Origin of the sequence: Agrobacterium sp. LR_9 (assembly GCF_041954855.1) — a bacterium.
Classification (GTDB): domain Bacteria; phylum Pseudomonadota; class Alphaproteobacteria; order Rhizobiales; family Rhizobiaceae; genus Agrobacterium; species Agrobacterium leguminum.
In genome coordinates, this window is sequence record NZ_JAVAYA010000002.1 from 302,966 (window position 1) to 327,991 (window position 25,026).

A 25,026-nucleotide genomic window follows, 5' to 3' on the forward strand; every position below is an offset into this window, starting at 1 on the left:
ACCGGTCAAGGGATTGTTCCAGATTCATTTGAGGCTTTCGGCAATCAGTGCAAGGGCTTAGAGCGAGTGATACGGTTTTGACACAGGCTCCGGCCGCTCCGGCGCTTCCGATCGGGGCGTGAGCGCGAAAATCACAACCGATTTCGCGCCAGCGCCCCGGCAAATGCGGAAATCAGGCCTTTACCAGCGCAGCAGCACCGCGCCCCAGGTGAAGCCGCCGCCCATGGCCTCCAGCATGACCAGATCGCCCTTCTTGATGCGTCCGTCACCAGCGGCAACGGCGAGCGCCAGCGGAATGGAGGCGGCCGAGGTATTGCCATGCTGATCGACGGTGATCACGACCTTTTCCGGGTCGATGTTGAGCTTCTTTGCAGAGCCGTCGATGATGCGCTTGTTCGCCTGATGCGGAACCAGCCAGTCGAGATCGTCGGACGTCGTGCCCGTTGCCTCGAAGGCCTGTTCGATGACGTCGGTGATCATGCCGACGGCGTGCTTGAACACTTCCCGGCCTTCCATGCGCAGATGACCGACGGTGCCTGTGGTGGAAGGTCCGCCATCGACATAGAGCTTTTCCTTGTGCGAGCCGTCGGAGCGAAGCTGCGCTGTCAGAATGCCGCGATCGTCAGAAGTGCCCTCGCCTTCGCCGGCCTCCAGAACCAGCGCGCCGGCTCCGTCGCCGAAGAGAACGCAGGTGGTACGGTCCTTCCAGTCGAGGATGCGCGAGAAGGTTTCGGAACCGATCACCAGAACGCGCTTGGCCATGCCGCCGCGAATATAGAGATCGGCGGTCGATACGGCATAAACGAAACCGGAGCAGACGGCCTGCATGTCGAAAGCGAAACCATGGGTCATGCCAAGACGGTTCTGGATGTTCACCGCCGTTGCCGGAAAGGTGTTATCCGGGGTCGAGGTGGCCAGAATGATGAGGTCGATATCGTCGGGCGTCAGGCCGGCATTGTCGAGGGCGGCGCGCGCCGCCGCTTCGCCGAGCGACGCGGTGGTTTCACCTTCGCCGGCGATATAGCGCTGCTTGATGCCCGTGCGCTGCACGATCCATTCGTCGGAAGTCTCGACGACCCCTTCAATTTCGCTGTTGGTCATGACACGCTTCGGAAGCGCTGCCCCGAAACCACGGACTATAGAGCGGATCATTCCCTTATTCCTCGTCAGCCACGAGAGCTTCGGGCGCCGGGGGCGGAAGCCGTCTTGCGTGGTAAATCTTCAGATCATTTTCAATCTTGGCCGTCAGGCCGTTGTGGACCATGTCGTAGCCGACATCGACGGCGGAGGCAAAACCAATGGCATCCGTGCCGCCATGGCTCTTGATGACAATGCCGTTCAGGCCCAGAAACACGCCGCCATTGACCTTGCGCGGGTCCATCTTTTCCCTGAGTACGTCGAAGGCGCTTTTCGCCAGAATATAACCGATCTTGGCGAAGAAGCTGCGGGAGATCGCCTCACGCAGCAGCGTGGTGATCTGGCGGGCGGTGCCTTCGGCGGCCTTGAGCGCGATGTTGCCGGTGAAACCTTCGGTCACCACCACGTCCACCGTGCCCTTGCCGATATCGTCGCCTTCGACGAAACCGCGATAATCGATGGTGGCGAGATCGGCCTCGCGGATCAGCCGTCCGGCCTCGCGAACCTCTTCCTGACCCTTGACCTCCTCGACGCCGACATTGAGCAGGCCGACGGTCGGACGGTCGATATCGAAGAGCGCACGGGCCATGGCGCCACCCATCAGGGCGAAATCCAGCAGCTGCTGGGAATCGGCGCCGATGGTCGCGCCGATGTCGAGCACGATGCTTTCGCCCTTCAGCGTCGGCCAGATGCCGGCGATTGCCGGGCGTTCCACCCGCGCCATGGTGCGCAAACAGAATTTCGCCATGGCCATCAGCGCGCCGGTATTGCCGGCGGAAACGGCGACATCCGCCTCGCCGAGCTTCACGGCTTCGATGGCGCGCCACATGCTGGAAACGTAGCGGCCACGGCGCAGCGCCTGGCTCGGCTTCTCGTCCATGCTGACCGAGACTTCACAATCGTGAAAGACCGACTTTTCCCGAAGTGCGGGATATTGTGCCAGAATGGGGTCGCATTTGCTCTTCTGCCCGTAGAGCAGAAAAGTTACATCGTTGTGCCGTTCAAGCGCCTTGGCGGCACCGGGTATGGCAACATCTGGGCCGAAATCGCCACCCATGACGTCAATTGCAATTCTGATCACTCGTCCCTTATCCTTCTTCCCGCCAATCAGCGGTTTTGCGCGAAAATACCTTTTCCGGCCTTCGTTACAATAAAATTATTTCAGCCCAACGGGGCCATTCAGTCTTTTTTCCAATCTTTGAGCACGGCAAAAGGCGATGGACGCTTCTCTTCCTCAGGCTCCCTGTCGGCCGTTTCGGGAAATTCCGCATCCGCTTTGCGCGGATAGGGATCGATCGCGAGTGCCGCAAATTCGGCAACCACCGCGCCGACATCAATGCTGTCGCCGGTGAACTGGTCGGGAATATCCGGGCCGTCGGGGTCGAGCACGATCTCGCCTTCCTCATTGGTCACCATCCGCGCCAGTTTCGAACCTTCCGGAACGAAAATCTGCTCGACGGTCTCATCGATCTTGCTCGAGACCGGCTCCAGCGTGACGACGCAGGATTGCGTTACCGCCGCATGCACTTCGCCCTTGATCTTCACGCCATCCTTCTTCCAGCGGGAAACCTGCAGCTCCGCCTTCAGATATTCGACGGAAACCACATTCCAGAATTTCGCCAGCGCCTTCAGTTCCTCGGCACTGGCTTCGAGACCAATCCTGACCGGATTGGCGGAAATATGGCCTACCTTTACGGGATAGGAAAAAGGCAGGTCGTCATTTGCAGGGTGTCGCGCGTTCATCGTGAACCTCATCGTCCAGGCAAGGGCAGCGTCAGGCTTCCGGTTGCTATTGTGTCTTCGGACTGGGCGGCAAGTTGCGTGGATGCGTCCATCATCCAGGCTGCCAGCCCCTCCATATCGGGCGCCTTCTCATCTACCTGCGGATATATATTGCGCCGGAGCGCCGCGGCAAGGGCAACGCGGTCGGAAGCATCCAGCGCCGCCGCATAGGATTCGAGCCGCCCATAAAACATGCCGGCGAATTTCTTCATGCGCTTCGGCACGCCCTGATCGCCGATTCCCAGTTCGCGGATGGAATGATCGAGGTCCTGAAAAAAGGCGTCGACGATCTCCTGGGCAATTTCCTGCCCGCTGACATCGGAGGATTTGGTGCGGCGGAAATAGAGAATCATGATGACCGACAGCATCTCAAAGCGGCCCATGACCGTATCGGGAACACCGAGATCGAGATAGAAAGCGGGCGTGCGGGCAGCGGCGGTCAAAGTCGCATATTGCCGGTCGACAATGGCGCGATTGTTGTTTTTCTTCTTGAACAGCCCGAATATCATCGTTTTTTTTCCGAACGGGACGGGTGAATTCGCTTACCGCCCATCGCACTTGTTGCATGATCGTCAAAGCTGGTTTACCGAAGCATCCACGAATTGCAATGCTGTCGCGGTCACGTTCGTCTTTCGCCTGAAACAGTCGAAGAGAACCGGAGGAGTTCCAAAAGACCGGGAAAGCATTGAATTTGGGGAGTGACCGGGATTTTCCGTCCCCGGATTGACACAATCATGTGCACAGACACTGTGCACCACGCAATGCCGGAAGGTGCCATTCATGATCGCAGTCGGGGAAAAGCAGTTGAGCAAGCAGAAATCCGCAAGTCACGGCAATGTTCTGAGCAAGACCGCCATCGCAATCGTGCTCGCATCCGGCCTGCTTTCCGCCTGCAGCAGCACGACCGATGTGTTCCATAACGGCTACGTCATGGACGAGCAGTCGCTTCAGCTGATCCCGGAAGGTTCGAGCCGCGAGCAGGTTCTGCTGACCATGGGCACGCCCTCCACCACCGCGACCTTCGGCAACGAGGTTTTCTATTACATCTCGCAGAAGCGCGTGCGCCGCGCGGCCTTCATGAAGCCGGCGCTGGTCGAGCAGAACATTCTCGCGATCTACTTCAACAAGGACGGCGTGATCGAGCGCAAGGCCAACTATACGCTGCAGGACGGCAAGGTCTTCGACACGATTTCGCGCACCACGCCGACGGGCGGCAAGGACCTCACCTTCCTGCAGCAGTTGCTCTCAGGCGGCACCTCGGGCGCCAATATCGCCAAGAGCATTCTGGGTCAGGGCAACAACACCCCCTGATCGGAAGAAGAAACGAAAAATTCAAAGGCCCGGGGATCGCTCCCCGGGCCTTTTTCATTTGTCGGAACCTAAGCCCTCAGTGGGCAAGAACCGCAAGCAGCAACAGCGCGACGATATTGGTGATCTTGATCGCCGGGTTGACGGCGGGACCGGCGGTATCCTTATAGGGATCGCCGACCGTATCGCCCGTCACCGACGCCTTGTGGGCGTCCGAACCCTTGACGTGGCGCACGCCGTCCTTATCGATGAAACCGTCTTCGAAGCTCTTCTTGGCATTGTCCCATGCGCCGCCACCGGAGGTCATGGAAATCGCCACGAAGAGGCCGTTGATGATGACGCCAAGCAGCGATGCGCCAAGTGCCGCGAAGGCCGACGCCTTGGAGCCGGAAATGGCCAGCACGCCGAAATAAACGACGAGCGGCGCCAGAACCGGCAGGAGCGACGGGATGACCATTTCCTTGATCGCCGCCCGTGTCAGCAGATCCACGGCCTTGCCGTAATCAGGCTTTTCCGTTCCGGCCATGATGCCCGGCTTTTCGCGGAACTGGCGGCGGACTTCCTCGACAATCGAGCTTGCCGCCTTGCCCACCGCCGTCATGGCGATACCGCCGAAGAGATAGGGGATGAGGCCGCCGAACAGCAGGCCGGCAACCACGTAAGGATTGGCGAGGCTGAACGAAATCTCGCCAATGTCCTTGAAGTAGGGATAGGTATCGCCATTGGCGGCGAAATAGGAGAGGTCATTGGCATAGGCGGCGAACAGCACCAGTGCGCCGAGACCGGCCGAACCAATGGCATAACCCTTGGTGACGGCCTTGGTGGTGTTGCCGACGGCATCCAGCGCGTCGGTCGCCTTGCGAACGTCAGGATCGAGACCGGCCATTTCGGCGATACCGCCGGCATTGTCCGTGACCGGGCCGAAGGCGTCGAGCGCCACGATCATGCCGGCAAGGCCGAGCATGGCGGTGACCGCGATGCCAGTGCCGAACAGCCCGCCGAGCTGGTAGGTGCCGATGATGCCGCCGACGATGACGATGGCCGGCAGCGCCGTCGATTCCAGCGAGACCGCAAGGCCCTGGATGACGTTGGTGCCGTGACCGGTGACCGAGGCCTGGGCGATGGAGTTGACCGGCCGCTTGTTGGTGCCGGTATAATATTCGGTGATGACGACGATCAGCGCCGTCACGACAAGACCGACCAATCCGCAGAAGAAGAGATTGGTGCCGGTGATTTCCATGCCGGCCACCGTGCCTACCGTGCCCCAGCCGACCGTCGCATGAGTGGCGACCGCAAGACCCGCAACCGAGAAGACGCCGGTGGCGATGAGGCCCTTGTAGAGTGCGCCCATGATGGAATTGTTGGTGCCGAGCTTCACGAAGAAGGTGCCGGCAATCGAGGTCAGGATGCAGGTGCCGCAGATCGCCAGCGGATAGACCATGGCGCTTTCCAGTATCGGCGTTCCGGCAAAGAATATCGCGGCGAGAACCATGGTCGCGACGACAGAGACGGCATAGGTCTCGAAGAGGTCAGCCGCCATGCCGGCGCAATCGCCGACATTGTCGCCGACATTGTCGGCAATGGTTGCGGGGTTGCGCGGGTCGTCCTCGGGAATGCCGGCCTCCACCTTGCCCACGAGATCGCCGCCGACATCCGCACCCTTGGTGAAGATGCCGCCGCCGAGGCGGGCGAAGATGGAGATCAGCGATGCGCCGAAGCCCAGCGACACCAGCGCATCGATCACCTCACGCGAGCCGGCCGGATGGCCCATCACCGAGGTGAGGATGAAATAATAGATGGAGACGCCGAGCAGCGCGAGGCCCGCCACCAGCATGCCGGTGATGGCGCCCGACTTGAAAGCGATATCGAGACCGGCGGAAAGGCTGTGCGAGGCGGCCTGCGCGGTGCGCAGGTTGGCGCGCACGGAGACATGCATGCCGACGAAGCCGGCGACGCCTGAAAGCACCGCGCCGACGAGGAAGCCGATGGCTGCCATGGATGACAGAAGATACCAGGCCAGAATGGCGACTATCAGTCCGACGATGGCGATGGTGAGATATTGACGGGTGAGATAAGCCTGCGCACCTTCACGGATAAAACCTGCTATTTCACGCATACGCTCGTTGCCCTGATCGGCATCGAGAACGCTCTTGGTGGCCCATACCGCGTAAACGACGGACAGGACACCGCATAAAATTACTATGGGTATTACGGTCATGCGCACTTACCTCCCAAAAGGCCGGGTCTCACTCCCTCCCCGGCGTGGCGAAACCTTGTGCAGGGAGATGCGGACGGCCTGTCCCAAATCCCGTCTTGGGCATTTGTTCCCCTCCCAAGGAAAAATGTCCTCGGAGCGGAGATTGCGTTGGCGCGAGGTGCCGCGTCAAGCCCACAAATTTGCCTGAAACTTGAAAGGAGTAGAGTGCGGCGCGCGACTCAGGCTGCTTTTTTGCGGCTTGTCAGGACGAGCGACAGGACAAGCACGAGGCAAAGCCCGGCCACCGGCCAGATGACGAGGTTCATCACCGACCAGCCCCAGGCCGTAAACACCTTGCCGGAAGAGAAGGATGACAGCGCCACGGTGCCAAACAGCACGATATCGTGGAAACCCTGCACCTTGTCCGCCTCATGCGGGCGGTAACTGGAGGTGATGATGGCGGTTGCGCCGATGAATCCGAAATTCCAGCCTAGGCCGAGCAGGATGAGCGCCGCCCAGAAATTCCACAGCTCTATGCCCATATGGGCGACGATGGCGCAGGCCATCAGCACAATAAGGCCCGCCGCAACGATTTTTTCCGCACCGAATCGGGAAATCAGCATGCCGGTGAAGAAGCTCGGGCCGAACATGGCGAGCACGTGCCACTGGATGCCGAGCGTGGCGAGTTCGGTGGGGAAACCGCAGCCGACGACCATGGCGAGCGGTGCGCCGGTCATCATGAAGGTCATGAGGGCATAGGAACCGATGCCGCAGATCATGCCGGTGACGAAACGCTGCGTGCGGACGATTTCCGACAGCGGCCTTACCGATTCGACATGGGCGGCGGCCGCCTTGGGGTCGGGCAGTTTCAGAAACGCCAGAATGGCGATGGAAACGAGGCCGAGCGGAACGAGCGCCAGAAAAGCGCCGGCAAAGGTGACCGGCGCAAGCAAATCCTTGCCGAAGATGGCGAGTTGCGGCCCGACGATGGCGGAAATGATGCCGCCGGCGAGTATCCAGGAGATCGCCTTCGGCTTGTAAAAGGATGGAGAGGCGTCGGCCGCGGCAAAACGGATTTTTTGCGTAAAGCCGCCGGAAATGCCGATCAGCAGCAGGCCGACGGCAAATAGCCAAAAATCCGAACGGAAGAGCGCCACGGCGGCAATGCCGCCGCCAATGGAGCACATCAGCGCGCCGACCATGAAGCCTGCCTTGCGGCCGAGGAAGCGGGATGCGGCCGCCACGCAGATCGCGCCGAGCGCAACGCCGATATTGAAGCCGGTGAGAGGCGCGGTCGCCAGCGACTTGTCCGCGCCGAGCAGCTGATAGCCGGCAAGTGCGCCGACAGAAAAGCTTAACGGCGCAGCCGATCCCATGATCGCCTGCGCGATGGTGAGGAGGAAGACGTTGCGCTTCGCCTCGTCCAGTTGAACTTCAAGTCCGGGGACGGAAACCGCGCTCATCTCTTCCTCACCTTTTTATTTCAGCGTTTTGCCTCGCCGCGCACCTGCTTGGCAATGCGGTCCAGAACCGCATTCACCAGCTTCGGCTCGTCATGCTCGAAGAAAGCACGGGCGATTTCAACATATTCCGTGACGATGACGGCGACCGGCACGTCCTTGCGCTCGAGAATCTCGAAAGTGCCGGCACGCAGGATGGCGCGCACGGTGGCATCGAGGCGCGACAGCGGCCAGTCTTCCAGAAGGGCGGAGCGCACCAGCGGGTCGATCTTCGTCTGATCTCGGACGACGCCGGAAACGATGGAACGGAACCAGGACGGGTCGGCCTTCAGATAGGTATCGCCGTCGACTTCCTGCCCGAGACGGTGCGCCTCGTATTCGGCCACAACTTCCATGACGCCGGTTCCGCCGACATCCATCTGGTAAAGCGCCTGCACGGCCGCAAGGCGGGCCGCGCCGCGCTGGTTGGCGGGCTTTACCGAAGGCTGGCGCGGTTCGCCGCCATTTTCAACGTTCGACATGCGCTCAGCCACCCAGCTTCTTCTTCAGCTCGATCATGGTCAGCGCCGCACGCGCCGCGAAACCGCCCTTGTCCTTGTCGGAACGACGCACGCGCGCCCATGCCTGCTCGTCATTCTCGACGGTGAGGATGCCGTTGCCGATCGGCAGCGATTCGCTGACGGCAAGATCCATCAGGGCGCGGGAGGATTCGTTGGCGACGATATCGAAGTGATAGGTCTCACCGCGAATGACCATGCCGAGCGCAACGAAACCGTCATATTCCGTGCCGTCATTGTCAGCACCGTCAAGCGCCATGGCGATGGCGGCGGGGATTTCCAGCGCACCGGGAACGGTGATGACGTCATAGGTGGCGCCGGCTTCATCGAGCGCGAATTTCGCGCCTTCGAGAAGGGCATCCGCCATATCGTCGTAAAAACGTGCTTCCACGATAAGAAGATGGGGTTTGGACATGATATTTTCCTGAAAAGCTTGCTGCCGGATCATACCGGCTTTTGGGGCGGTCAAACCACGGCTGGCCGTTTTTGGCAAGTAATTTCATGTATCAGTGGCGCGAGGGGCCGCGTCTGCAAGGCATTTGGCCGGGTTTCACGCCTTCCGGCGAGGCTCCGCGACAATCAGGTTTTCTGGAAGGCTAGATGGACGCCGAGCCCCATCAACACCGTCCCGGCAGCGCGCCGTGCGAGCACCTGCACCGTGCCGGAACGCTTCAAACGCCCAACCATGGCGCCCGCGAGAAGCACCCCGACGAGATCGGCCGAGGAAAAAATGAAATTGACGGCAATGCCGAGGATCAGCAATTGCAGCCAAACCGGAAAGGCTGCCGCAGGGTCCACGAATTGCGGCAGGAAGGCCAGAAAGAACAGCGCCGTCTTCGGATTGAGCACATCGACGATGATGCTGTCGACAAAGGCGCGGCGGGCCGATTTCGGCTCGATGGCCAGATTGACCGCCTCGCCTTCGAGCTTGCTGCGCAGCATCGAGAAGCCGAGCCAGACGAGATAAAGCGCGCCGCAGAGCTTCACGGCGAGATAAAGCCACGGCACGGCCTGAAACAGCACCGAAAGCCCTGCCGCAGAGGCAAAGATGTGGAAATAGCAGCCGACATGGATTCCAAGCACCGCCATCAGCCCGGCAAACCGTCCGCGCGCCATGGTCTGCGCCGCCGCATAAAGCATGGCCGGACCGGGGATATAGGCGAACAAGGCGGTGGTTATGAAAAAGGCTGTCAGCAGTTCGAAGGACGGCATGATGTATTTCCCCTACCCCGTTTGGCTCGCGGTCGATATCAAACGGCCTAAAAAGTCCTATAGCGTTTCCAGCTTCATCGGAAGCGGTGCATGAGAACAATTGCAATATGCCGCAATTTCAGGTGTTGGCCACTCCCTTTCCGTCATTCCGGCCTTGAGCCGGAATCCAGTCAACGCGCGTCTGTGCGGCGGGAAAAGTTCTTTCAGCCCAAAGACTTGGGCTGGCTGGATTCCGGCTCAAGGCCGGAATGACGGAGGAGGCGTCGGTGCGTCCTCCTCTCCGAAGCTCGTCACATTACGCTGAGGGAAATTCCGCAAGCCTAGCGGCATAACGCGCCATGGTATCGACTTCGAAATTCACGAAATCGCCCGGCTGGCGTTCGCCCCAGGTGGTGACAGTCAGCGTGTGGCGGATCAGCAGCACGTCGAAATCCGTGCCTTCGACGGCGTTGACGGTGAGCGAAGTGCCGTCGAGCGCCACGGAACCCTTGGGGGCCACGAATTTCGCCAGATGCTCCGGCGCGCGCAGGCGAATGCGCACCGCCTCGCCTTCCGGCTCCACCGAAAGGATTTCCGCCCTGCCATCGACATGGCCGGAAACGATGTGGCCGCCAAGCTCATCGCCGATCTTGAGCGCCCGCTCCAGATTGACGTGGGTACCCTTTTGCCAGCCGGCAATCGTCGTCAGGCGCAGGGCCTCTTCCCATGCCTCGACCTCGTACCAGCGCTCATTGCTGCCATCTTCCGGCAGTCTCGTCACCGTCAGGCAAACGCCGCCATGGGAGATGGACGCGCCCATATCGATGGTTTTGGGGTCGTAATTTGTCGCCACCCGCAGACGCACGCCTTCGGCCAGAGCTTCCAGCTCGGAAACGGTTCCGACGTCGGTGACAATTCCGGTAAACATCAAATCGGCCTTTCATAATCGAAGCAACGATCCCGCCCATAGGCGGTCTCGCTGACCAGAGCATAGTCGCCCGGAATATCGGCATGGTTGAGCGGCGTTTCAATGCCGCCCTCACCGATCACCACCGGGCTTTCGAACAGCATGATACGGTCCACAAGCCCCGCTTCAAGGAATGATTTTGCGGCAAAGGCGCCGCCTTCGACCAGAAGTTCCGACATGCCGCTTTCGGCGAGGATGTGGAGGAGGTTTTCGAGCGTTGGGGCTTCGAGAATCTGGACGCCGGCGTCGGTGAGAAGTTGGCGGCGGCGGTCGCGGCTACCCCCCTCTGCCCTGCCGGGCATCTCCCCCTCAGGGGGGGAGATCGGCGAGGGGCTGGCCGCTCGTGCAAACCTCGATCCGGTGTCCGCTTCTACAGCGTTCGATGCAGGGCTAGACGGCGCTCCATCGATCTCCCCCCTTGAGGGGGAGATGCCCGGCAGGGCAGAGGGGGGTAAAGCCGCAATCACTACCGGCACTTCACGCGCCGTTCGCACCAGCTTCGATGTCAGCGGCAACTCAAACTGCCGATCCAGCACGATCCGCACCGGCGAGCGATCCTCAAGACCTGCGATTCGAACCGTCAGCTCAGGATCGTCCGCAATAGCGGTCCTGATACCAACGAGAATGCAATCACAACGCGCGCGCAGTTCATGCACGGCATGGCGCGCCTCAGGACCGGTGATCGCCACCTGCCCCTCGCCTTTCCTGCCGATCATGCCATCGGCAGAATTGGCAAGCTTCAGAATCACATGCGGGCGTTTTTTCACCTGACGCGTGAGGTAACCGGCCAGCGCCCTCTTACCCTCATCCCGCAACAGGCCGGTTTCCACGACAATACCGGCATCCCGTAAAATCGTATAACCACGGCCGGAGACGCGCTCATCCGGATCGTCCACCGCGACCACGACACGGGCGACGCCATATTCCACCAGCGCATTGGCGCAGGGCGGGGTTTTGCCCCAGTGCGAGCAGGGTTCGAGCGTCACATAGGCGGTGGCGCCGCGCGCCGCTTCCCCGGCGATTTCCAGCGCCTGCCGTTCGGCATGGGGGCGGCCGCCAATGGCGGTCACGGCTTCGGCGATGATTTTTCCGTCTTTTACGAGAACGCAGCCAACCGATGGGTTGGTAAGCGTCTGGCCCTGATGGCGAAGCGAAACCTCGATGGCGCGAGCCATGAACCTTTCGTCATCGGCGCGGGTGGTCACGGCTAGACTCCGGCGTCCGTATCGCGGGCGATCTTGGCGTTGATTTCGGCAATCACGTTTTCGAAATCCTCGGCATGGCTGAAATCGCGATAGACCGAGGCGTAACGCACGAAGGCCACGTCATCGAGGCTCTTCAGCGCTTCGAGAACCTGCAGGCCGATTTCTTCCGAGGGAATTTCCGTCTCGCCCGAGCTTTCCAGGCGGCGAACGATTCCGGAGACGGCACGCTCGATCCGGTCGCGATCGACCGGGCGCTTGCGCAGCGCGATTTCGAAGGACCGCACCAGCTTTTCCCGGTCGAAGGGCAGCTTGCGGCCGCTTTTCTTGATGACCATCAGCTCGCGCAGTTGCACGCGCTCATAGGTCGTGAAGCGGCCGCCGCAATCGGGGCAGATGCGCCGCCGGCGGATGGAGGTATTGTCCTCCGCCGGGCGCGAGTCCTTGACCTGTGTGTCTTCGGAACCGCAGAATGGGCAGCGCATCGTGTTCTTTCCTTACATGTACGGATACATCGGGAAACGGTCCGTCAGGCCGACGACCTTTTCACGCACCGCAGCCTCGACGGCGGCATTGCCCTCATCCGAATTGGCAACCTTCAGACCATCGAGAACCTCGACGATCAGCTTGCCGATTTCGCGGAATTCCGCTTCCTTGAAACCGCGCGTCGTGCCGGCCGGCGTGCCGAGACGGACACCGGAAGTGACGAAGGGCTTTTCCGGATCGAAAGGAATGCCGTTCTTGTTGCAGGTGATGTAAGCGCGGCCGAGCGCTGCTTCCGCGCGCTTACCGGTGGCGTTTTTCTTGCGAAGATCGACCAGCATCAGGTGGTTGTCGGTGCCGCCGGAGACGACATCCAGACCGCCTTCGACCAGCGTTTCAGCCAGCGCCTTGGCGTTCTTGACGACCTGAGCGGCATAGTCCTTGAACTCGGGCTTCAGCGCTTCGCCGAAGGCGACCGCCTTGGCGGCGATGACGTGCATCAGCGGGCCGCCCTGCAGACCGGGGAAAACGGCCGAGTTGAACTTCTTGGCCAGATCCTCGTCATTGGTGAGGATCATGCCGCCGCGCGGGCCGCGCAGCGATTTGTGCGTGGTGGTGGTGGCGACATGGCAGTGCGGGAACGGCGACGGATGCTGGCCACCGGCGACGAGACCGGCGATGTGGGCCATGTCGACCATGAGGTATGCGCCGACTTCATCGGCGATCTCGCGAAAGCGCTTCCAGTCCCATACACGCGAATAGGCGGTGCCGCCGGCGAGAATGAGCTTCGGCTTGTGTTCCTTGGCCTTGCGCTCCACCTCGTCCATGTCGAGCAGGTTGTCGCCCTCACGCACGCCGTAGGAGACGACATTGAACCACTTGCCGGACATGTTGACCGGCGAACCATGGGTCAGGTGGCCTCCCGAGTTCAGATCGAGGCCCATGAAGGTATCGCCCGGCTGCAACAGCGCGAGGAACACGGCCTGGTTCATCTGCGAACCGGAGTTCGGCTGAACGTTGGCGAAGTTGACGCCGAACAGCTTCTTGGCGCGTTCGATGGCGAGTTCTTCAGCGATGTCGACGAACTGGCAGCCGCCGTAATAACGCTTGCCCGGGTAACCTTCCGCATATTTGTTGGTCATGATCGAACCCTGCGCTTCGAGCACGGCGCGGGAAACGATGTTTTCCGAGGCGATCAGTTCGATCTCGTGGCGCTGGCGACCCAGTTCCTTCTCGATCGCGCCGAAAATTTCCGGATCGACATCGGCAAGCGGACGGGAGAAGAAAGCATCTGTGTTCGACATGGTGAAGGCTCCTGAAACAGTAATGCGATGGCGTCTTAGCGCCCTGCCCCGACAAGAGCAATACGGGCAGCGAGATTTGCCCGTCAAACTGCGACGTTGCGACAAAAAACGACAGATGTTTTCAGAAAATCGCCAAGAAAAAAGCCGCACCCGAAGGTGCGGCTCATGATGATGGAATGAAATAGCGGTAAAGCCGGATCAGTTGCGCGGCAACAGATCGTCATCCACCGGGCCGGCGGGCTGTTCCATGCCGCTCGTCGTGTTGAGCGCCAGTTCGGCGTTGCCGTCCTTTTCATAGATGTCGTCGCGGAACTGCACCACGCCGTCCTTCGCCGACCAGGCGGTGATGTAGACGAAATAGACCGGGATTTCCTGCGCCAGCTTGATCGGCGTGTTGACGCGGGTGGCGATGACGCGCTCCATTTCCTGACGCGACCAGCCGGGCGTGTCGCGCAGCAGCCAGCTCGTCAGGTCGCGCACGTTCTGCACGCGCACGCAGCCGGAGGATTCGAAACGCATCAGCTTGTTGAACAGGCCCTGCTGCGGCGTGTCGTGCATATATTCGTTGTTCGGATTGTGGAAGTTGATCTTCGTGGACGACATGGCGTTGATCTTGCCGGGGTCCTGACGGAACATCAGGTTCGGAGCCTTCGGCGCAAACCAGTCGACTGCGGTTGGCGAAACTTCCTGCCCCTTGCCGTCGATGAGGCGGATGTTGTTCCGCTCCAGATAGGTCGGGTCCTTCTGCATCAGCGGCACGATGTCCTTTTCGACGATCGAGCGCGGCGCGGTCCAGTAAGGGTTGAGGATGACTTCGTAAATCTTGGAATTGATCACATGGGTCGGGCGGCTGGCGCGGCCGACGACGGCCGTGTTGCGCAGCACAACGCGTTCATTTTCAACGGCTTCGATGGCGGCCGCCGGGATATTCACCATCAGGTGACGCTGGCCGAGATCGCCGGACATGGACTGGATGCGAACGAGGTTGGTCTGCAACTGCGCCAGACGGATCTGCGCGGAAACATTGAGGGCCTTCGTAGTGTATTCGCCGCTGACGCCATCTGCCGGAAGGCCATGACGGGCCTGGAAACGCTTCAGCGCGCCATCGACGTAGCTATCGAAGGCGCTGGAAATGCCTGCTTCACGCGGCAGGTCGCCGGACACCATCAGTCGCTGGCGCAGCGCCTGTACGGAAGGATCGGAGACGCCGATCTGGAGACGCTGCTGGGACGCCGGCACTTCCGGCCAGCCGCCATTCTGCACGATCTGCTGATATTGCATGATCGCCTGCTGCATGTAGACCGGCGCTTCGCGTCCGAGAACCGGATTGTTGGAAACGACGCCCACGGCCGAACGCGACGTGTTGGCATCGAACTGGTCATCCCAGTTGCCGCGGCGCGAAGAGCCCATGAGATCGTTGAGCGCGTTCTGCGCAAAGGCCGGCGCGGCAAGCGCGGCGGCGCCAACGGAAACGGCCGAACGCAGAAGCGCGCGGCGCGATACGGAATCGGAAACGGATTTCTTTGTCATTCTACCTACCAGCCACTCTCTTCGGCATTCTCAACAATGCCTAAATCAATATGATTAACAAACACGTACAACGTGTCTGCCGGCTGGTAATACTCAACACCCATTCGTTGGGCGCCATTGTCTGGCAGAACAGTCGGGACTTGCCGCGACAGCAGGAGAAACAGCCGGCTCCTTCAACCTTGCCGGTCCCATATCAATATGGCCGATTCGTGTCACGGCTCTCATCTCACGAAGCTTTGTTCGCCTGAAAAACAGGGCGAAGGCTCGAAGAGGGGCTGGGCTTGACACGCAAAAAGGCACAACGCGGAATCCGCAAGCCGGGAGCAAAAGTATGCCCCCGGCTTAAACAGTGAAACCGTCGCGATATTACAGGCGGTAAGCGATCGAGTCGTTCCAGAAGCGATCGAGGCGCTGCAGCAGCTTGTTCATTTCGGAGAACTCGCCGGTGCCGATGCCGCCGACCTTTTCGATCGAGCCGACGTGGCGTTCATAAAGGCGGGCAACCGTTTCGGCGATTTCCTGGCCCTTTTCGGTCAGGCTGATGCGAACCGAGCGGCGGTCGACACGCGAGCGCTGGTGGTTGATGAGACCGAGATCGACCAGCTTCTTGACATTGTAGGAGACGTTCGAGCCGAGGTAATAACCACGCGAACGAAGCTCGCCGGCCGTCAGTTCGGAATTGCCGATGTTGAACAGCAGCAGGGCCTGAACGGCGTTGACGTCATCACGACCCTGACGGTCGAACTCATCCTTGATGACATCGAGGAGGCGGCGGTGGAGACGTTCCACCAGGTGCAGCGACTCCATGTAGAGCGAGCGGATGGTATCTTCATGTGCATCGGCAACAACGGCCTGGGGCTTAACTTTGCTATTGATCATGACTGCCTCACTGTTTTGTTTGGCGGTGTGTTTGTTTGTCTCCCGCCTTGAGTGAGAACCTAATCAATGCGCATAAAATTCTACTTAAAAGCTACGATTAACAAATGGTTACCTGCATTTTCCCCGGAGGGCCCAACTTGTGGCAAAGCGGGAATGGTTCAAGGTCATGCATTATAAATCAATGACTTAGCTATGAAATACGGCCCAAAACCAGGCCGAATTGCTTTATTCTTATGGTAAATCAATTCTTTCGCGTTCTTCATTCTGGCGCTGATCCAGCCAGAAAGCGACCAGGAATAGTATATAAATGGTTGCCACAAGGCCGTGCATGACGGGCACCAGCGTGTTGGCGCCGAAGATATGCGGCCACACCTTATACATGGCGATCTGCGCACCCGCGCCCATGACCCACATGACCGCGCCCCAGGAGGCCCCGAGCCAGAGACCGAGTGCCGCGACAGGGAAAATAACGGCCAGCGCGCTGCCGGCCACGCGCCAGGGCAGGTTCAGCATATCGAACCGCCCATGCCCCCCAAGCGAATAGCCCGTCAGCATCGCCCAATATTGCAGGCCGAACCAGAAACAGGAAACCGCGACCAGCCTCATGAAGACCAGAAAGAGGATTTCCGTAAGCGGGCGTTTCGGCAGAGGTTGAGAATCAGGTTCCATGGCCGGAAGATACGGTCTCGACGAACGGGCGACCAGCCCATATTGAATCCCGCCGCCTGCCTTGTCAAAGCATCATCGTCATCGCAGGACGCCGATGAGGGAAGATTGTCGCATTCGCATGGGCCAAGCTTCATGCTATGCAGCTTTCAAATTTGATCGAAGGACATTCTTACATGCAGGACAAAACGCATCTGGTCGACGAGATCACCGGCCATCGTCGCATGCGGCGCAATCGCAAGGCGGATTGGACGCGCCGTCTGGTGCAAGAAAGCCGCCTCACCGTCGACGATCTCATCTGGCCGGTCTTCATCGTGCCGGGCAGCAATATTGTCGAACCCATTCCGGCGATGCCGGGCGTCAACCGCATGAGCGTCGACAAACTGGTCGAAGCGGCAAAAGAGGCCGCCGATCTCGGCATTCCGGCAATTGCGACCTTTCCGAACATCGAAATGGAGCTGCGCAACGAGACGGGTTCCAACGCGCTGGAGGCGAATAACCTCATCAATCAGGCAACCATCGCCGTCAAGAAAGCCGTTCCCAATATCGGCATGATCACCGATGTCGCGCTCGACCCCTTCACCAGCCACGGCCATGACGGCATTCTGCGCGGCGACGAGATCGTCAATGACGAGACGGTGGAACAGGTCGTCAAGGCGGCGATCCTTCAGGCGGAAGCGGGATCGGACATTATTTCTCCATCGGAAATGATGGATGGCCGTATCGGCGCCATCCGTCGCGGTCTCGATGCCGCCGGGCACCAGAATGTCGGCATCATGTCCTATGCGACGAAATTCTCTTCCGGATACTACGGTCCCTATCGCGAGGCCATCTCCACGGCCGGCCTGCTGAAGGGTGACAAAAACAGCTATTACATCAGCCCTGCCAACGGCATGGAGGCAATCCGCGACGCGGCGCTCGACGTGGAGGAAGGTGCGGATATGCTGATGGTCAAGCCCGGCCTGCCCTATCTCGACATCTGCTGGCGGCTGAAGGAAAATTTCGGCCTGCCGACCTTCGCCTATCAGGTGTCCGGCGAATATACCCAGATCAAGGCTGCCGCGATGAATGGCTGGATCGATGGCGAGCGGGTGATGATGGAAACGCTTCTCTGTTTCAAGCGTGCCGGTTGCGATGGTGTTCTCACCTATTTCGCTATCGAGGCCGCACGCAAACTGGCAAAGGGCTAAGACCCGCACTTATTGTATTCGGCCGTTTTCTTCCCATATTGTCTGCTGACACGGCACTCATGCCGCGCTGTCATACCCTCTCAGGAGAAAACGACCGATGAGCCTCGACCAGAACCCCACCTATGCCGCACCGGATGACTGGCGCGCCTATAGCGGCGTCCTGAGCCGGCGGGTCTTTGCGTTTCTAATCGATTACGCGATCGTTCTCCTCTTGTGTATCCCGGCTGCCGTGATTGTCTTCTTCCTCGGCATTATCACGCTGGGTCTCGGCTTCTTCCTTTATCCGGCGCTGTTCGTCATCGTTGCGGTGCTTTATTTCGGCATGACGCTTGGCGGCCCCTCGCAGGCGACCCCCGGCATGCGGGCGGTGGGGATCGCTATGGCGCGGATGGACGGGCGGCGAATCGATTTCCTGCTGTCGACCGTTCACATCGTGCTTTTCTGGGTCATCAACTCGGTTTTGACGCCGCTGATCCTGCTTGCAGGCCTGTTTACCGAGCGTTCGCGCCTCGTTCACGACTTCCTGCTCGGCACCGTCATCGTCAGAACGCGCTGATATTGCGGAAAGCCACGCAAACGTGGCTTTCAAACCCCGCAAATGCCGCATCTCGCAGTTGACGTTTTCCGGCATTTTGCCATTCTGTGACATTATGCATGTCGCTTGAAGCGCCGCCGCCAACCCCGTGAAATCGCGGCGCGCTTTCATAACAGACGCAGGAGGCGATCACGGTTCGATGAACACGCAGGCGACGCCCTCTCCCCAATTCTATCTTACGGCGCCGGCCACCTGCCCCTATCTGCCGAACCAGATGGAGCGGAAGGTCTTCACCCATCTGGTCGGCCCGCGCGCTTCGGAAATGAACGATCTTCTGACCCAGGGCGGTTTCAGGCGCTCGCAGAACATCGCCTATCGCCCGGCCTGCGAAAACTGCCGCGCCTGCGTCTCCGTGCGCATCCTGACCGAACAGTTCCAGCCGACAAAATCCATGCGGCGTGTTCTTGCCGCCAACAGGGATGTCGTGGCCACCGTTCACGCCGCCGAGCCTTCCACCGAACAATTCGCCCTGTTTCGTCGCTATCTCGACCACCGCCACCAGTCGGGCGGCATGTCCGACATGTCGGCGCTGGACTATGCGATCATGGTGGAAGACACGCATGTGAACACCCGCATCATCGAATACCGTGTGCGCGAACCCGGCTCCGGCATCGATTCCAGCAAGCGCGGCGAATTGCTGGCCGTGGCGCTGAGCGACGTGATGAGCGACGGCCTGTCGATGGTCTATTCCTTCTTCAATCCCGATCTGGAAAAACGCTCGCTCGGCACCTTCATGATCATCGATCACATCACCCGCACCCGCGCACTCGGCCTGCCGCATGTCTATCTCGGCTACTGGGTCGATGGTTCGGAAAAGATGGGCTACAAGACCCGCTACCATCCGCAGGAACATCTGACGCCGCGCGGGTGGGAGGTTTACACGCCGGAAGAAAAGTAACGGGCTGGTCTAACCGTCAAAATCGCATGCTAAATTCCAATCAAACTTGGAGTATTTCAGATGAAAGCAACCATTTGCGAGTTCGGTGAAGAGGCAGGCGTTGTAATCCCAAAGGATATGCTTGAACAGCTTGGCTGGAAGATTGGCGACGTTCTCAGTTCAAGAACTGACGGCAACGTACTTGAATTGCGAACTGCTGAGAGCCCGAACGAAGAAGCAACAGCTGACTTTGATCGTCAGCTGGAACATGCACGGCAAGTGATGCGCAAGTACCACGTTGCTTTAAAAGCGCTCGCGAAGTCATAAGCACTCGGTGGTTTGATTGCCAAACACATGAGATTGAAAACGTCCCGGGACAGCCCCGGGACGTTCAAATATCAGCCGCCAAATTTCCCGCTGCGCGGAAAGCCCTTCGGCACAGTGCGGCCCGCCGTTGCGCGGTCGGCCAGCCATTCGCGCAGTTCTTCGCCCACCTTGTTGAAGAGACGCCCGGCCGTGTCGGACCATGACAAGCCCTCGGCAAGCGCGAAACATTTCACGTCGACGACGCCGCCATCCTTGTAGCGTTGCAGGCGCACGCCCTTGCCGCGCGACATTTCCGGCACCTGCGCCAGCGGGAAGGCGAGCAGCTTGCGGTTTTCGCCGACGACGGCGACATGGTCGCCCGTGACCGGCACGGCGAGCTTGGCTTCATCCGGCATCGAGACATTCATGATCTGCTTGCCCTTGCGGGTATTCGCGACCATTTCGCTCTCGGCCACGATGAAACCGTTGCCGGCCGTGGAGACGAGCAGCAGCTTGCGCGATGGGTCGTGCACGAAGGCGGTCAGGATGTCCTGATCGTTCTCCATGTCGACCATGATGCGGATCGGCTCGCCATGGCCGCGACCGCCCGGCAGCTTGTCGGCGCCAAGCGTATAGGCCTTGCCGCCCGTCGTCAGCAGCAGCAGCTTGTCGGTCGTCTGCGCCGGGAAAGCGAGTTTCGGTCCGTCGCCTTCCTTGAAGGTCAGCGACGAGGTATCGGACATGTGCCCCTTAAGCGCCCGGATCCAGCCCTTCTGCGAGATGACGATAGTGACCGGTTCTTTCTCGATCATCGCCTGCTGGATGGCCTCGATATCGGCATCCGGCGCATCCGCGAATTGCGTGCGGCGGCGGCCGATCTCGGTTGCCTTGGCATATTTCTTTTTGACCTCGCCGATTTCCCAGGCGACGGTCTGCCATTGCTTGTCATCGGAGGCGAGCAGCCCCTCGATTTCAGCCTTCTCGTTGCTGAGGTCATCGAATTCCTTGCGGATTTCGAATTCCTCAAGTTTGCGCAGGTTGCGCAGCCGCATGTTGAGGATGGCTTCGGCCTGATTGTCGGTGAGCGACCACTTGGCCATCATCACCTGTTTCGGCTCATCCTCCTCGCGGATGATGCGGATGACCTCATCGAGATTGAGGTAGGCCACAAGCAGGCCGCCCAGGATTTCCAGCCTGCGGTCGATGGCGGCCAGACGATGGCGGGAACGGCGGACCAGCACATCCTTGCGGTGCGCCAGCCACTCGCTCAGCACCTCGTTCAGCGCCATCACCTTCGGCACCTTGCCGAGCGACAGCACGTTCATGTTGAGCGGCAGGCGGCTTTCGAGGTCCGACAGGCGGAACAGCGATTCCATCAGCAGCGTCGCATCGACGGTACGGCTCTTCGGCACCAGCACGATGCGCACGTCTTCGGCCGATTCGTCGCGAATATCCTCGAGAAGCGGCAGCTTGCGGGCAATCAGCAGCTCGGCGATCTTCTCTATCAGGCGCGATTTCTGCACCTGGAAGGGAATTTCGGTGATGACGATCTGGTAACCGCCGCGGCCGAGATCTTCCGTTTCCCATTTGGCGCGCACACGGAAACCGCCGCGGCCGGTCTTATAGGCATCGAGAATATTCTCGCGGCTCTCAACGATCACGCCGCCCGTCGGCAGGTCGGGGCCGGGAATGAATTCCACCAGCTTTTCAACCGTCGCATCGGGATGCTTGATGAGGTAAAGCGCCGCGTCGCAAATCTCATGGGCGTTATGTGGCGGGATCGACGTCGCCATGCCCACTGCGATGCCGGAGGCGCCGTTGGCGAGCAGATTGGGGAAAGCGCCCGGCAGGACGACCGGTTCCTCGTCTTCCTCGTTATAGGTGGCGCGGAAATCCACCGCATCCTCGCCGATGCCTTCAAGCAGCAGCGCCGCAACCTCGGTCATGCGCGCTTCGGTGTAACGATAGGCGGCGGCGCCGTCGCCATCGATATTGCCGAAATTGCCCTGCCCGTCGACGATGGGATAACGCTGCGAGAAATCCTGTGCGAGACGCACCAGCGCGTCATAGACAGACTGGTCGCCATGCGGGTGGAATTTACCGATCACGTCACCGACGATACGGGCGCATTTCTTGAAGGCCGAGTTGGGGCGAATGCCCATTTCGCTCATGGCGTGAATGATGCGGCGGTGAACCGGCTTCAGGCCGTCGCGCACATCCGGCAGCGCACGATGCATGATCGTGGACAAGGCATAAGCGAGGTAGCGCTCTTCAAGCGCCGCCTTCAAATCGACCGGATGAATGTTATCGTCTCCGCCGGGCGGAGGTACAAGATTTTTTCCCATGGTGCTTGACTAGCGGAAATGCCGATTCCCGGCAAGAAATTCGGGGGTCGCGCCTGTGGATGAACGCAACCCTTTCATGCTGTTTTTTGTTAACCGCGTTGCAAATGCCGCAATGCCGCCGTCATGGGAATCGATCTAAATCCTATAGACCTTTGAATAATCGCGAATATAAGTATCAGCATTCGAATTCGAACACGGTGCACAGCCGTACGTTGAGGGAAGAAACATCATGAGACTGAAATCCACCCGGCAGGTTCTTTTCGCGAGTGCCGCGCTTCTTACGCTTTCGGCGCCGGCTTTCGCGCTGGATGGCGGGGATGTGCTGAAGAAGATCAATGCGGCCTATGCCGCGCAGGGCGGTGAGATCGCCGCCGGTTCCGTCGCCGTCAACGGCTCGACGGTGACCCTGAACGACGTGACCTTCAACGCGGCCGCAGATCCGGCCAAGAAGATCCCGGTCGGCAATGTGACGCTCGAAGGCGTCGAGGAAAACAACGGCGGCTACAAGATCAAGAACGCCCGCTTCGACAATATCGACTACAAGCAGGAAAATGTAGAGATCAAGGCAAGCGACATTTACATGTCCGGTCTCGTCATTCCCGCAGACTCCACCACTGGCACCGTCGATGCGCTGATGTTCTACGACGAAGCACATAGCGGTCCGGTTTCCGTTTCCATCGACGGCAAGCCGGCTTTCTCGCTTGAGGAAACCAGCGCGACGATGTCGGTCAGCGATGACAAGAACTCTATCGGCTTTGAACTCGACGCTTCCGGTTTCAAGGCCGATCTCAGCGAAGTGACCGATCCTGCGACCAAGGACGCGATCGAAAAGCTGAAGCTGCAGGCGCTCTCCGGCGACATGACCATGAGCGGTAGCTGGGAAGTGGCCTCCGGTACTATCGATGTTGAAGAATATGCCATCGACCTCGATGATGTCGGCCGCCTGAATATGTCGTTCGGTTTCTCCGGCTACACGCTCGCCTTCATCAAGTCGATGCAGGAGACGGTGAAGGCGCAGGCCGCCAATCCGAACAAGGAACAGGCGGACCAGGCGGCAAGCCTTGCCATGCTCGGCCTGATGCAGCAGCTCTCCTTCATCAACGCTGAAATCAGCTTCGAAGACGCCAGCATCACCAAGCGCGCCATCGACTATGCGGCAAGCCAGCAGGGCATGACTGGCGATCAGCTTGCCCAGACCATCAAGGGCATGGCCCCGATCATGATGGCCTCGCTCAACGTGCCGGAATTGCAGAACATGGTGTCGGCAGCCGTCAACGCCTATATCGACAATCCGAAGAACTTCTCGATCACGGCGGAGCCGGAAAAGCCGGTTCCGTTCCCGATGATCATGGGCGCTGCGATGGGCGCGCCGAACACCCTGCCGAAAATGCTCGGCGTCACGGTGACGGCAAACGAATAAAACTAAAAAAGCCCCGGTCATGCCGGGGCTTTTCTTTTGCGCTCAGTGCAGCGGCGCGGCAGCGCCATCCTGTTTATCGTGCAGGGCGAAGCGGTCGATCATGTGGGCGCTCGCCTCGTTGACACCGATCACCTCGACCCGCCTGCCGGCCTTGCGGAATTTCAGCACCACCTTGTCCAGAGCGCCGACTGCGGAAATATCCCACAGATGCGCCTGCGTGACATCGATCGTCACCGCCTCAACCTCCTCGGCGAAATCGAAGGCGGCAATGAAGCTTTCCGTCGAGGCGAAGAAAATCTGGCCGTCGACACGATAAATCCGCTCCCGGCCATCGGCTGAAAGCTCCGGCCGGACATGGAAAAGCTTTGAAACCTTGCCTGCGAAAAACACGCCGGAGAGAAGGACGCCGGCCAACACGCCCTTTGCAAGATCGTGGGTCGCAAGCACCGTGCCGACCGTGACCAGCATGACGATGCTGGAGGATGGCGGGTTGCGGCGCAGATCGAGGATGGATCGCCACGAGAATGTGCCGATGGAGACCATGATCATCACCGACACCAGCGCGGCCATGGGAATGATGCGCACGAGATCATCCAGCACCAGTATGAGGAAGAGCAGGAACGCGCCCGCGACGAAAGTGGACAAGCGGCCACGACCGCCGGAGCTGACATTGATGACGGACTGGCCGATCATGGCGCAGCCGCCCATGCCGCCGATGAGGGCGGAGGCGATGTTGCTCGTCCCCTGCCCGATGCATTCCCGGCTCTTGTTGCTGCCCGTATCCGTCATGTCGTCGACGATCTGCGCTGTCAGCAGCGATTCCAGCAGACCGACGGCGGCGAGTGCGACGGAATAGGGAAAGATGATCTGTAACGTCTCGAAGGTCAGTGGTACCTGCGGCAGCGCGAATATCGGCAGCGTCGAGGGCAACTCACCGAGATCGCCGACCGTGCGGATATCCATGCCGGAGAAGACGGCGACACAGGTGAGAGCGATGATGGCGACCAGCGGCGACGGCACGATCTTCGTGAACAGCGGGAAGAGATAGATGATCGCAAGGCCGGCCGCGATCATGACATAGGTTTCGACCGGGACGCCGATCAGTTCCGGCAATTGCGCCGTGAAGATCAGGATCGCCAGCGCATTGACGAAGCCGGTCATGACCGAACGCGAGACGAAGCGCATCACCCGGCCGAGTTTTAGAAGGCCCGCCAGAATTTGCAGCACGCCCATGAGAATGGTGGCGGCGAAGAGATATTGCAGCCCGTGTTCCTTGACGAGCGTAACCATCAGGACGGCCGTGGCGGCGGTTGCCGCCGAGATCATGCCCGGTCTGCCGCCGGTGAAGGCGGAAACGCAGGCAATCGCAAAGGAGGCGAACAATCCCACCTTCGGATCGACCCCGGCGATGACGGAAAAGCCGATGGCTTCGGGAATGAGGGCGAGTGCCACGACGATGCCGGAAAGGAGATCGCCGCGAATATTGGAAAACCACTCACGTCTGTAAGTCTGAAATTTGTTCATCTGATTTTTTCGCAAAGAATGACGCACCGGCCGGAGCCATGTCCGGTAGATTGAGATGAAATGTCGGTGCTTTGCGTTGTCTGGCGGATCGGCGGCCAGAAGAGCC

Annotated in this window: 24 protein-coding genes and 1 other annotated feature (1 of these 25 running past the window's edge); of the genes, 6 read left to right on the top strand and 18 right to left on the bottom strand. The window is 59.9% G+C overall.

The annotated features are described in order from the left end of the window. Nucleotides 1-180: 180 nt before the first annotated feature. The 4 genes from RAC79_RS03920 to RAC79_RS03935 form a co-directional block, all read right to left on the bottom strand. Nucleotides 181-1,152: a beta-ketoacyl-ACP synthase III gene (locus RAC79_RS03920; protein WP_174039048.1), complete on the bottom strand. Its 972-nt coding sequence runs from the start codon at nucleotides 1,150-1,152 to the stop codon at nucleotides 181-183. Nucleotides 1,153-1,156: 4 nt separating this feature from the next. Further along, nucleotides 1,157-2,218 carry a phosphate acyltransferase PlsX gene (plsX, locus tag RAC79_RS03925; RefSeq protein WP_035261625.1) on the bottom strand — a complete coding sequence of 354 codons (1,062 nt, stop codon included), beginning with the start codon at nucleotides 2,216-2,218 and terminating at the stop codon, nucleotides 1,157-1,159. 98 nt (nucleotides 2,219-2,316) lie between these two features. Continuing rightward, a complete protein-coding gene (locus tag RAC79_RS03930) occupies nucleotides 2,317-2,880 on the bottom strand; it encodes a DUF177 domain-containing protein (RefSeq protein ID WP_142844846.1) in 564 nt (187 codons plus the stop codon). 8 nt (nucleotides 2,881-2,888) lie between these two features. Then, on the bottom strand, nucleotides 2,889-3,428 hold the full coding sequence (locus RAC79_RS03935) for a ubiquinol-cytochrome C chaperone family protein (RefSeq protein WP_142844845.1): 540 nt from the start codon (nucleotides 3,426-3,428) through the stop codon (nucleotides 2,889-2,891). A 271-nt stretch (nucleotides 3,429-3,699) separates the two neighbouring features. On the opposite strand from RAC79_RS03935, the gene RAC79_RS03940 reads away from it, so the two are divergent. Continuing rightward, complete coding sequence (locus RAC79_RS03940) at nucleotides 3,700-4,230, top strand: outer membrane protein assembly factor BamE (protein ID WP_003520808.1); 531 nt, start codon at nucleotides 3,700-3,702, stop codon at nucleotides 4,228-4,230. Between the two features lie 76 nt (nucleotides 4,231-4,306). Here the strand turns inward: RAC79_RS03940 and RAC79_RS03945 are convergent, their stop codons facing one another. The 12 genes from RAC79_RS03945 to RAC79_RS04000 form a co-directional block, all read right to left on the bottom strand. Beyond that, nucleotides 4,307-6,445 carry a sodium-translocating pyrophosphatase gene (locus RAC79_RS03945; RefSeq protein WP_174039047.1) on the bottom strand — a complete coding sequence of 713 codons (2,139 nt, stop codon included), beginning with the start codon at nucleotides 6,443-6,445 and terminating at the stop codon, nucleotides 4,307-4,309. 218 nt (nucleotides 6,446-6,663) lie between these two features. After that, nucleotides 6,664-7,887 (bottom strand): MFS transporter, encoded by a 1,224-nt coding sequence (locus RAC79_RS03950; protein ID WP_174039046.1) that lies wholly within the window; start codon nucleotides 7,885-7,887, stop codon nucleotides 6,664-6,666. A gap of 20 nt (nucleotides 7,888-7,907) precedes the next feature. Further along, nucleotides 7,908-8,405, bottom strand: coding sequence for a transcription antitermination factor NusB (gene nusB, locus RAC79_RS03955; RefSeq protein WP_004441180.1), 498 nt, complete (start codon nucleotides 8,403-8,405; stop codon nucleotides 7,908-7,910). Between the two features lie 4 nt (nucleotides 8,406-8,409). Then, a complete protein-coding gene (ribH, locus tag RAC79_RS03960) occupies nucleotides 8,410-8,856 on the bottom strand; it encodes a 6,7-dimethyl-8-ribityllumazine synthase (protein ID WP_004441178.1) in 447 nt (148 codons plus the stop codon). A 164-nt stretch (nucleotides 8,857-9,020) separates the two neighbouring features. After that, entirely contained in the window at nucleotides 9,021-9,653 is a 633-nt protein-coding gene (locus RAC79_RS03965) for a LysE family translocator (RefSeq protein ID WP_003520803.1), read from the bottom strand. Between the two features lie 295 nt (nucleotides 9,654-9,948). After that, nucleotides 9,949-10,560 carry a riboflavin synthase gene (locus RAC79_RS03970; protein ID WP_059752541.1) on the bottom strand — a complete coding sequence of 204 codons (612 nt, stop codon included), beginning with the start codon at nucleotides 10,558-10,560 and terminating at the stop codon, nucleotides 9,949-9,951. Next, nucleotides 10,560-11,804 (bottom strand): bifunctional diaminohydroxyphosphoribosylaminopyrimidine deaminase/5-amino-6-(5-phosphoribosylamino)uracil reductase RibD, encoded by a 1,245-nt coding sequence (ribD, locus tag RAC79_RS03975; protein WP_174039045.1) that lies wholly within the window; start codon nucleotides 11,802-11,804, stop codon nucleotides 10,560-10,562. The genes RAC79_RS03970 and ribD overlap by 1 nt, the downstream gene beginning before the upstream one ends. Nucleotides 11,805-11,806: 2 nt before the next feature. Then, on the bottom strand, nucleotides 11,807-12,286 hold the full coding sequence (gene nrdR, locus RAC79_RS03980) for a transcriptional regulator NrdR (RefSeq protein WP_003496675.1): 480 nt from the start codon (nucleotides 12,284-12,286) through the stop codon (nucleotides 11,807-11,809). A 12-nt stretch (nucleotides 12,287-12,298) separates the two neighbouring features. Further along, nucleotides 12,299-13,588, bottom strand: coding sequence for a serine hydroxymethyltransferase (glyA, locus tag RAC79_RS03985; protein ID WP_020809946.1), 1,290 nt, complete (start codon nucleotides 13,586-13,588; stop codon nucleotides 12,299-12,301). Nucleotides 13,589-13,786: 198 nt separating this feature from the next. Next, nucleotides 13,787-15,118, bottom strand: a complete 1,332-nt coding sequence (locus RAC79_RS03990; RefSeq protein ID WP_003520799.1) for a murein L,D-transpeptidase — start codon at nucleotides 15,116-15,118, stop codon at nucleotides 13,787-13,789. A gap of 366 nt (nucleotides 15,119-15,484) precedes the next feature. Continuing rightward, entirely contained in the window at nucleotides 15,485-15,994 is a 510-nt protein-coding gene (gene ldtR / locus RAC79_RS03995; protein WP_026363448.1) for a transcriptional regulator LdtR, read from the bottom strand. A gap of 234 nt (nucleotides 15,995-16,228) precedes the next feature. Continuing rightward, complete coding sequence (locus RAC79_RS04000) at nucleotides 16,229-16,666, bottom strand: DUF6163 family protein (RefSeq protein ID WP_174039044.1); 438 nt, start codon at nucleotides 16,664-16,666, stop codon at nucleotides 16,229-16,231. A 173-nt stretch (nucleotides 16,667-16,839) separates the two neighbouring features. Between RAC79_RS04000 and hemB the strand changes: the two genes are divergently transcribed. From hemB to RAC79_RS04020, 4 genes are all read left to right on the top strand, one after another. Next, nucleotides 16,840-17,853 carry a porphobilinogen synthase gene (gene hemB, locus RAC79_RS04005; RefSeq protein WP_078054282.1) on the top strand — a complete coding sequence of 338 codons (1,014 nt, stop codon included), beginning with the start codon at nucleotides 16,840-16,842 and terminating at the stop codon, nucleotides 17,851-17,853. A gap of 97 nt (nucleotides 17,854-17,950) precedes the next feature. Next, the gene (locus RAC79_RS04010) at nucleotides 17,951-18,409 is read left to right on the top strand and encodes an RDD family protein (protein WP_174039043.1); all 459 of its coding nucleotides are present in this window, start codon (nucleotides 17,951-17,953) and stop codon (nucleotides 18,407-18,409) included. A 178-nt stretch (nucleotides 18,410-18,587) separates the two neighbouring features. After that, a complete protein-coding gene (locus RAC79_RS04015) occupies nucleotides 18,588-19,346 on the top strand; it encodes an arginyltransferase (protein WP_003520795.1) in 759 nt (252 codons plus the stop codon). 60 nt (nucleotides 19,347-19,406) lie between these two features. Beyond that, nucleotides 19,407-19,652 (top strand): AbrB/MazE/SpoVT family DNA-binding domain-containing protein, encoded by a 246-nt coding sequence (locus RAC79_RS04020; protein ID WP_080856217.1) that lies wholly within the window; start codon nucleotides 19,407-19,409, stop codon nucleotides 19,650-19,652. 71 nt (nucleotides 19,653-19,723) lie between these two features. Here RAC79_RS04020 and parC read toward each other — a convergent pair whose 3' ends face one another. Continuing rightward, the gene (parC, locus tag RAC79_RS04025; protein WP_078054066.1) at nucleotides 19,724-21,976 is read right to left on the bottom strand and encodes a DNA topoisomerase IV subunit A; all 2,253 of its coding nucleotides are present in this window, start codon (nucleotides 21,974-21,976) and stop codon (nucleotides 19,724-19,726) included. 229 nt (nucleotides 21,977-22,205) lie between these two features. Between parC and RAC79_RS04030 the strand changes: the two genes are divergently transcribed. Continuing rightward, nucleotides 22,206-23,396, top strand: coding sequence for a hypothetical protein (locus RAC79_RS04030; RefSeq protein WP_065654047.1), 1,191 nt, complete (start codon nucleotides 22,206-22,208; stop codon nucleotides 23,394-23,396). 42 nt (nucleotides 23,397-23,438) lie between these two features. Here RAC79_RS04030 and RAC79_RS04035 read toward each other — a convergent pair whose 3' ends face one another. Next, the gene (locus RAC79_RS04035; protein WP_078054067.1) at nucleotides 23,439-24,920 is read right to left on the bottom strand and encodes a SulP family inorganic anion transporter; all 1,482 of its coding nucleotides are present in this window, start codon (nucleotides 24,918-24,920) and stop codon (nucleotides 23,439-23,441) included. A gap of 74 nt (nucleotides 24,921-24,994) precedes the next feature. Then, nucleotides 24,995-25,026: a sequence feature (sul1 is cis-regulatory element that is thought to sense ions involved in sulfur or methionine metabolism; They are found in Alphaproteobacteria), on the bottom strand; it runs 24 nt beyond the window's last position.

Excerpts from the sequence above, each read along its gene's own strand:
- RAC79_RS03920 (WP_174039048.1), bottom strand. The coding sequence starts at position 1,152 with ATGATCCGCTCTATAGTCCGTGGTTTCGGGGCAGCGCTTCCGAAGCGT.
- RAC79_RS03930 (WP_142844846.1), bottom strand. The coding sequence starts at position 2,880 with ATGAACGCGCGACACCCTGCAAATGACGACCTGCCTTTTTCCTATCCC.
- RAC79_RS03935 (WP_142844845.1), bottom strand. The coding sequence starts at position 3,428 with ATGATATTCGGGCTGTTCAAGAAGAAAAACAACAATCGCGCCATTGTC.
- RAC79_RS03940 (WP_003520808.1), top strand. The coding sequence starts at position 3,700 with ATGATCGCAGTCGGGGAAAAGCAGTTGAGCAAGCAGAAATCCGCAAGT.
- RAC79_RS03945 (WP_174039047.1), bottom strand. The coding sequence starts at position 6,445 with ATGACCGTAATACCCATAGTAATTTTATGCGGTGTCCTGTCCGTCGTT.
- RAC79_RS03950 (WP_174039046.1), bottom strand. The coding sequence starts at position 7,887 with ATGAGCGCGGTTTCCGTCCCCGGACTTGAAGTTCAACTGGACGAGGCG.
- nusB (WP_004441180.1), bottom strand. The coding sequence starts at position 8,405 with ATGTCGAACGTTGAAAATGGCGGCGAACCGCGCCAGCCTTCGGTAAAG.
- ribH (WP_004441178.1), bottom strand. The coding sequence starts at position 8,856 with ATGTCCAAACCCCATCTTCTTATCGTGGAAGCACGTTTTTACGACGAT.
- RAC79_RS03965 (WP_003520803.1), bottom strand. The coding sequence starts at position 9,653 with ATGCCGTCCTTCGAACTGCTGACAGCCTTTTTCATAACCACCGCCTTG.
- RAC79_RS03970 (WP_059752541.1), bottom strand. The coding sequence starts at position 10,560 with ATGTTTACCGGAATTGTCACCGACGTCGGAACCGTTTCCGAGCTGGAA.
- nrdR (WP_003496675.1), bottom strand. The coding sequence starts at position 12,286 with ATGCGCTGCCCATTCTGCGGTTCCGAAGACACACAGGTCAAGGACTCG.
- glyA (WP_020809946.1), bottom strand. The coding sequence starts at position 13,588 with ATGTCGAACACAGATGCTTTCTTCTCCCGTCCGCTTGCCGATGTCGAT.
- RAC79_RS03990 (WP_003520799.1), bottom strand. The coding sequence starts at position 15,118 with ATGACAAAGAAATCCGTTTCCGATTCCGTATCGCGCCGCGCGCTTCTG.
- RAC79_RS04000 (WP_174039044.1), bottom strand. The coding sequence starts at position 16,666 with ATGGAACCTGATTCTCAACCTCTGCCGAAACGCCCGCTTACGGAAATC.
- hemB (WP_078054282.1), top strand. The coding sequence starts at position 16,840 with ATGCAGGACAAAACGCATCTGGTCGACGAGATCACCGGCCATCGTCGC.
- RAC79_RS04010 (WP_174039043.1), top strand. The coding sequence starts at position 17,951 with ATGAGCCTCGACCAGAACCCCACCTATGCCGCACCGGATGACTGGCGC.
- RAC79_RS04015 (WP_003520795.1), top strand. The coding sequence starts at position 18,588 with ATGAACACGCAGGCGACGCCCTCTCCCCAATTCTATCTTACGGCGCCG.
- RAC79_RS04020 (WP_080856217.1), top strand. The coding sequence starts at position 19,407 with ATGAAAGCAACCATTTGCGAGTTCGGTGAAGAGGCAGGCGTTGTAATC.
- parC (WP_078054066.1), bottom strand. The coding sequence starts at position 21,976 with ATGGGAAAAAATCTTGTACCTCCGCCCGGCGGAGACGATAACATTCAT.
- RAC79_RS04030 (WP_065654047.1), top strand. The coding sequence starts at position 22,206 with ATGAGACTGAAATCCACCCGGCAGGTTCTTTTCGCGAGTGCCGCGCTT.
- RAC79_RS04035 (WP_078054067.1), bottom strand. The coding sequence starts at position 24,920 with ATGAACAAATTTCAGACTTACAGACGTGAGTGGTTTTCCAATATTCGC.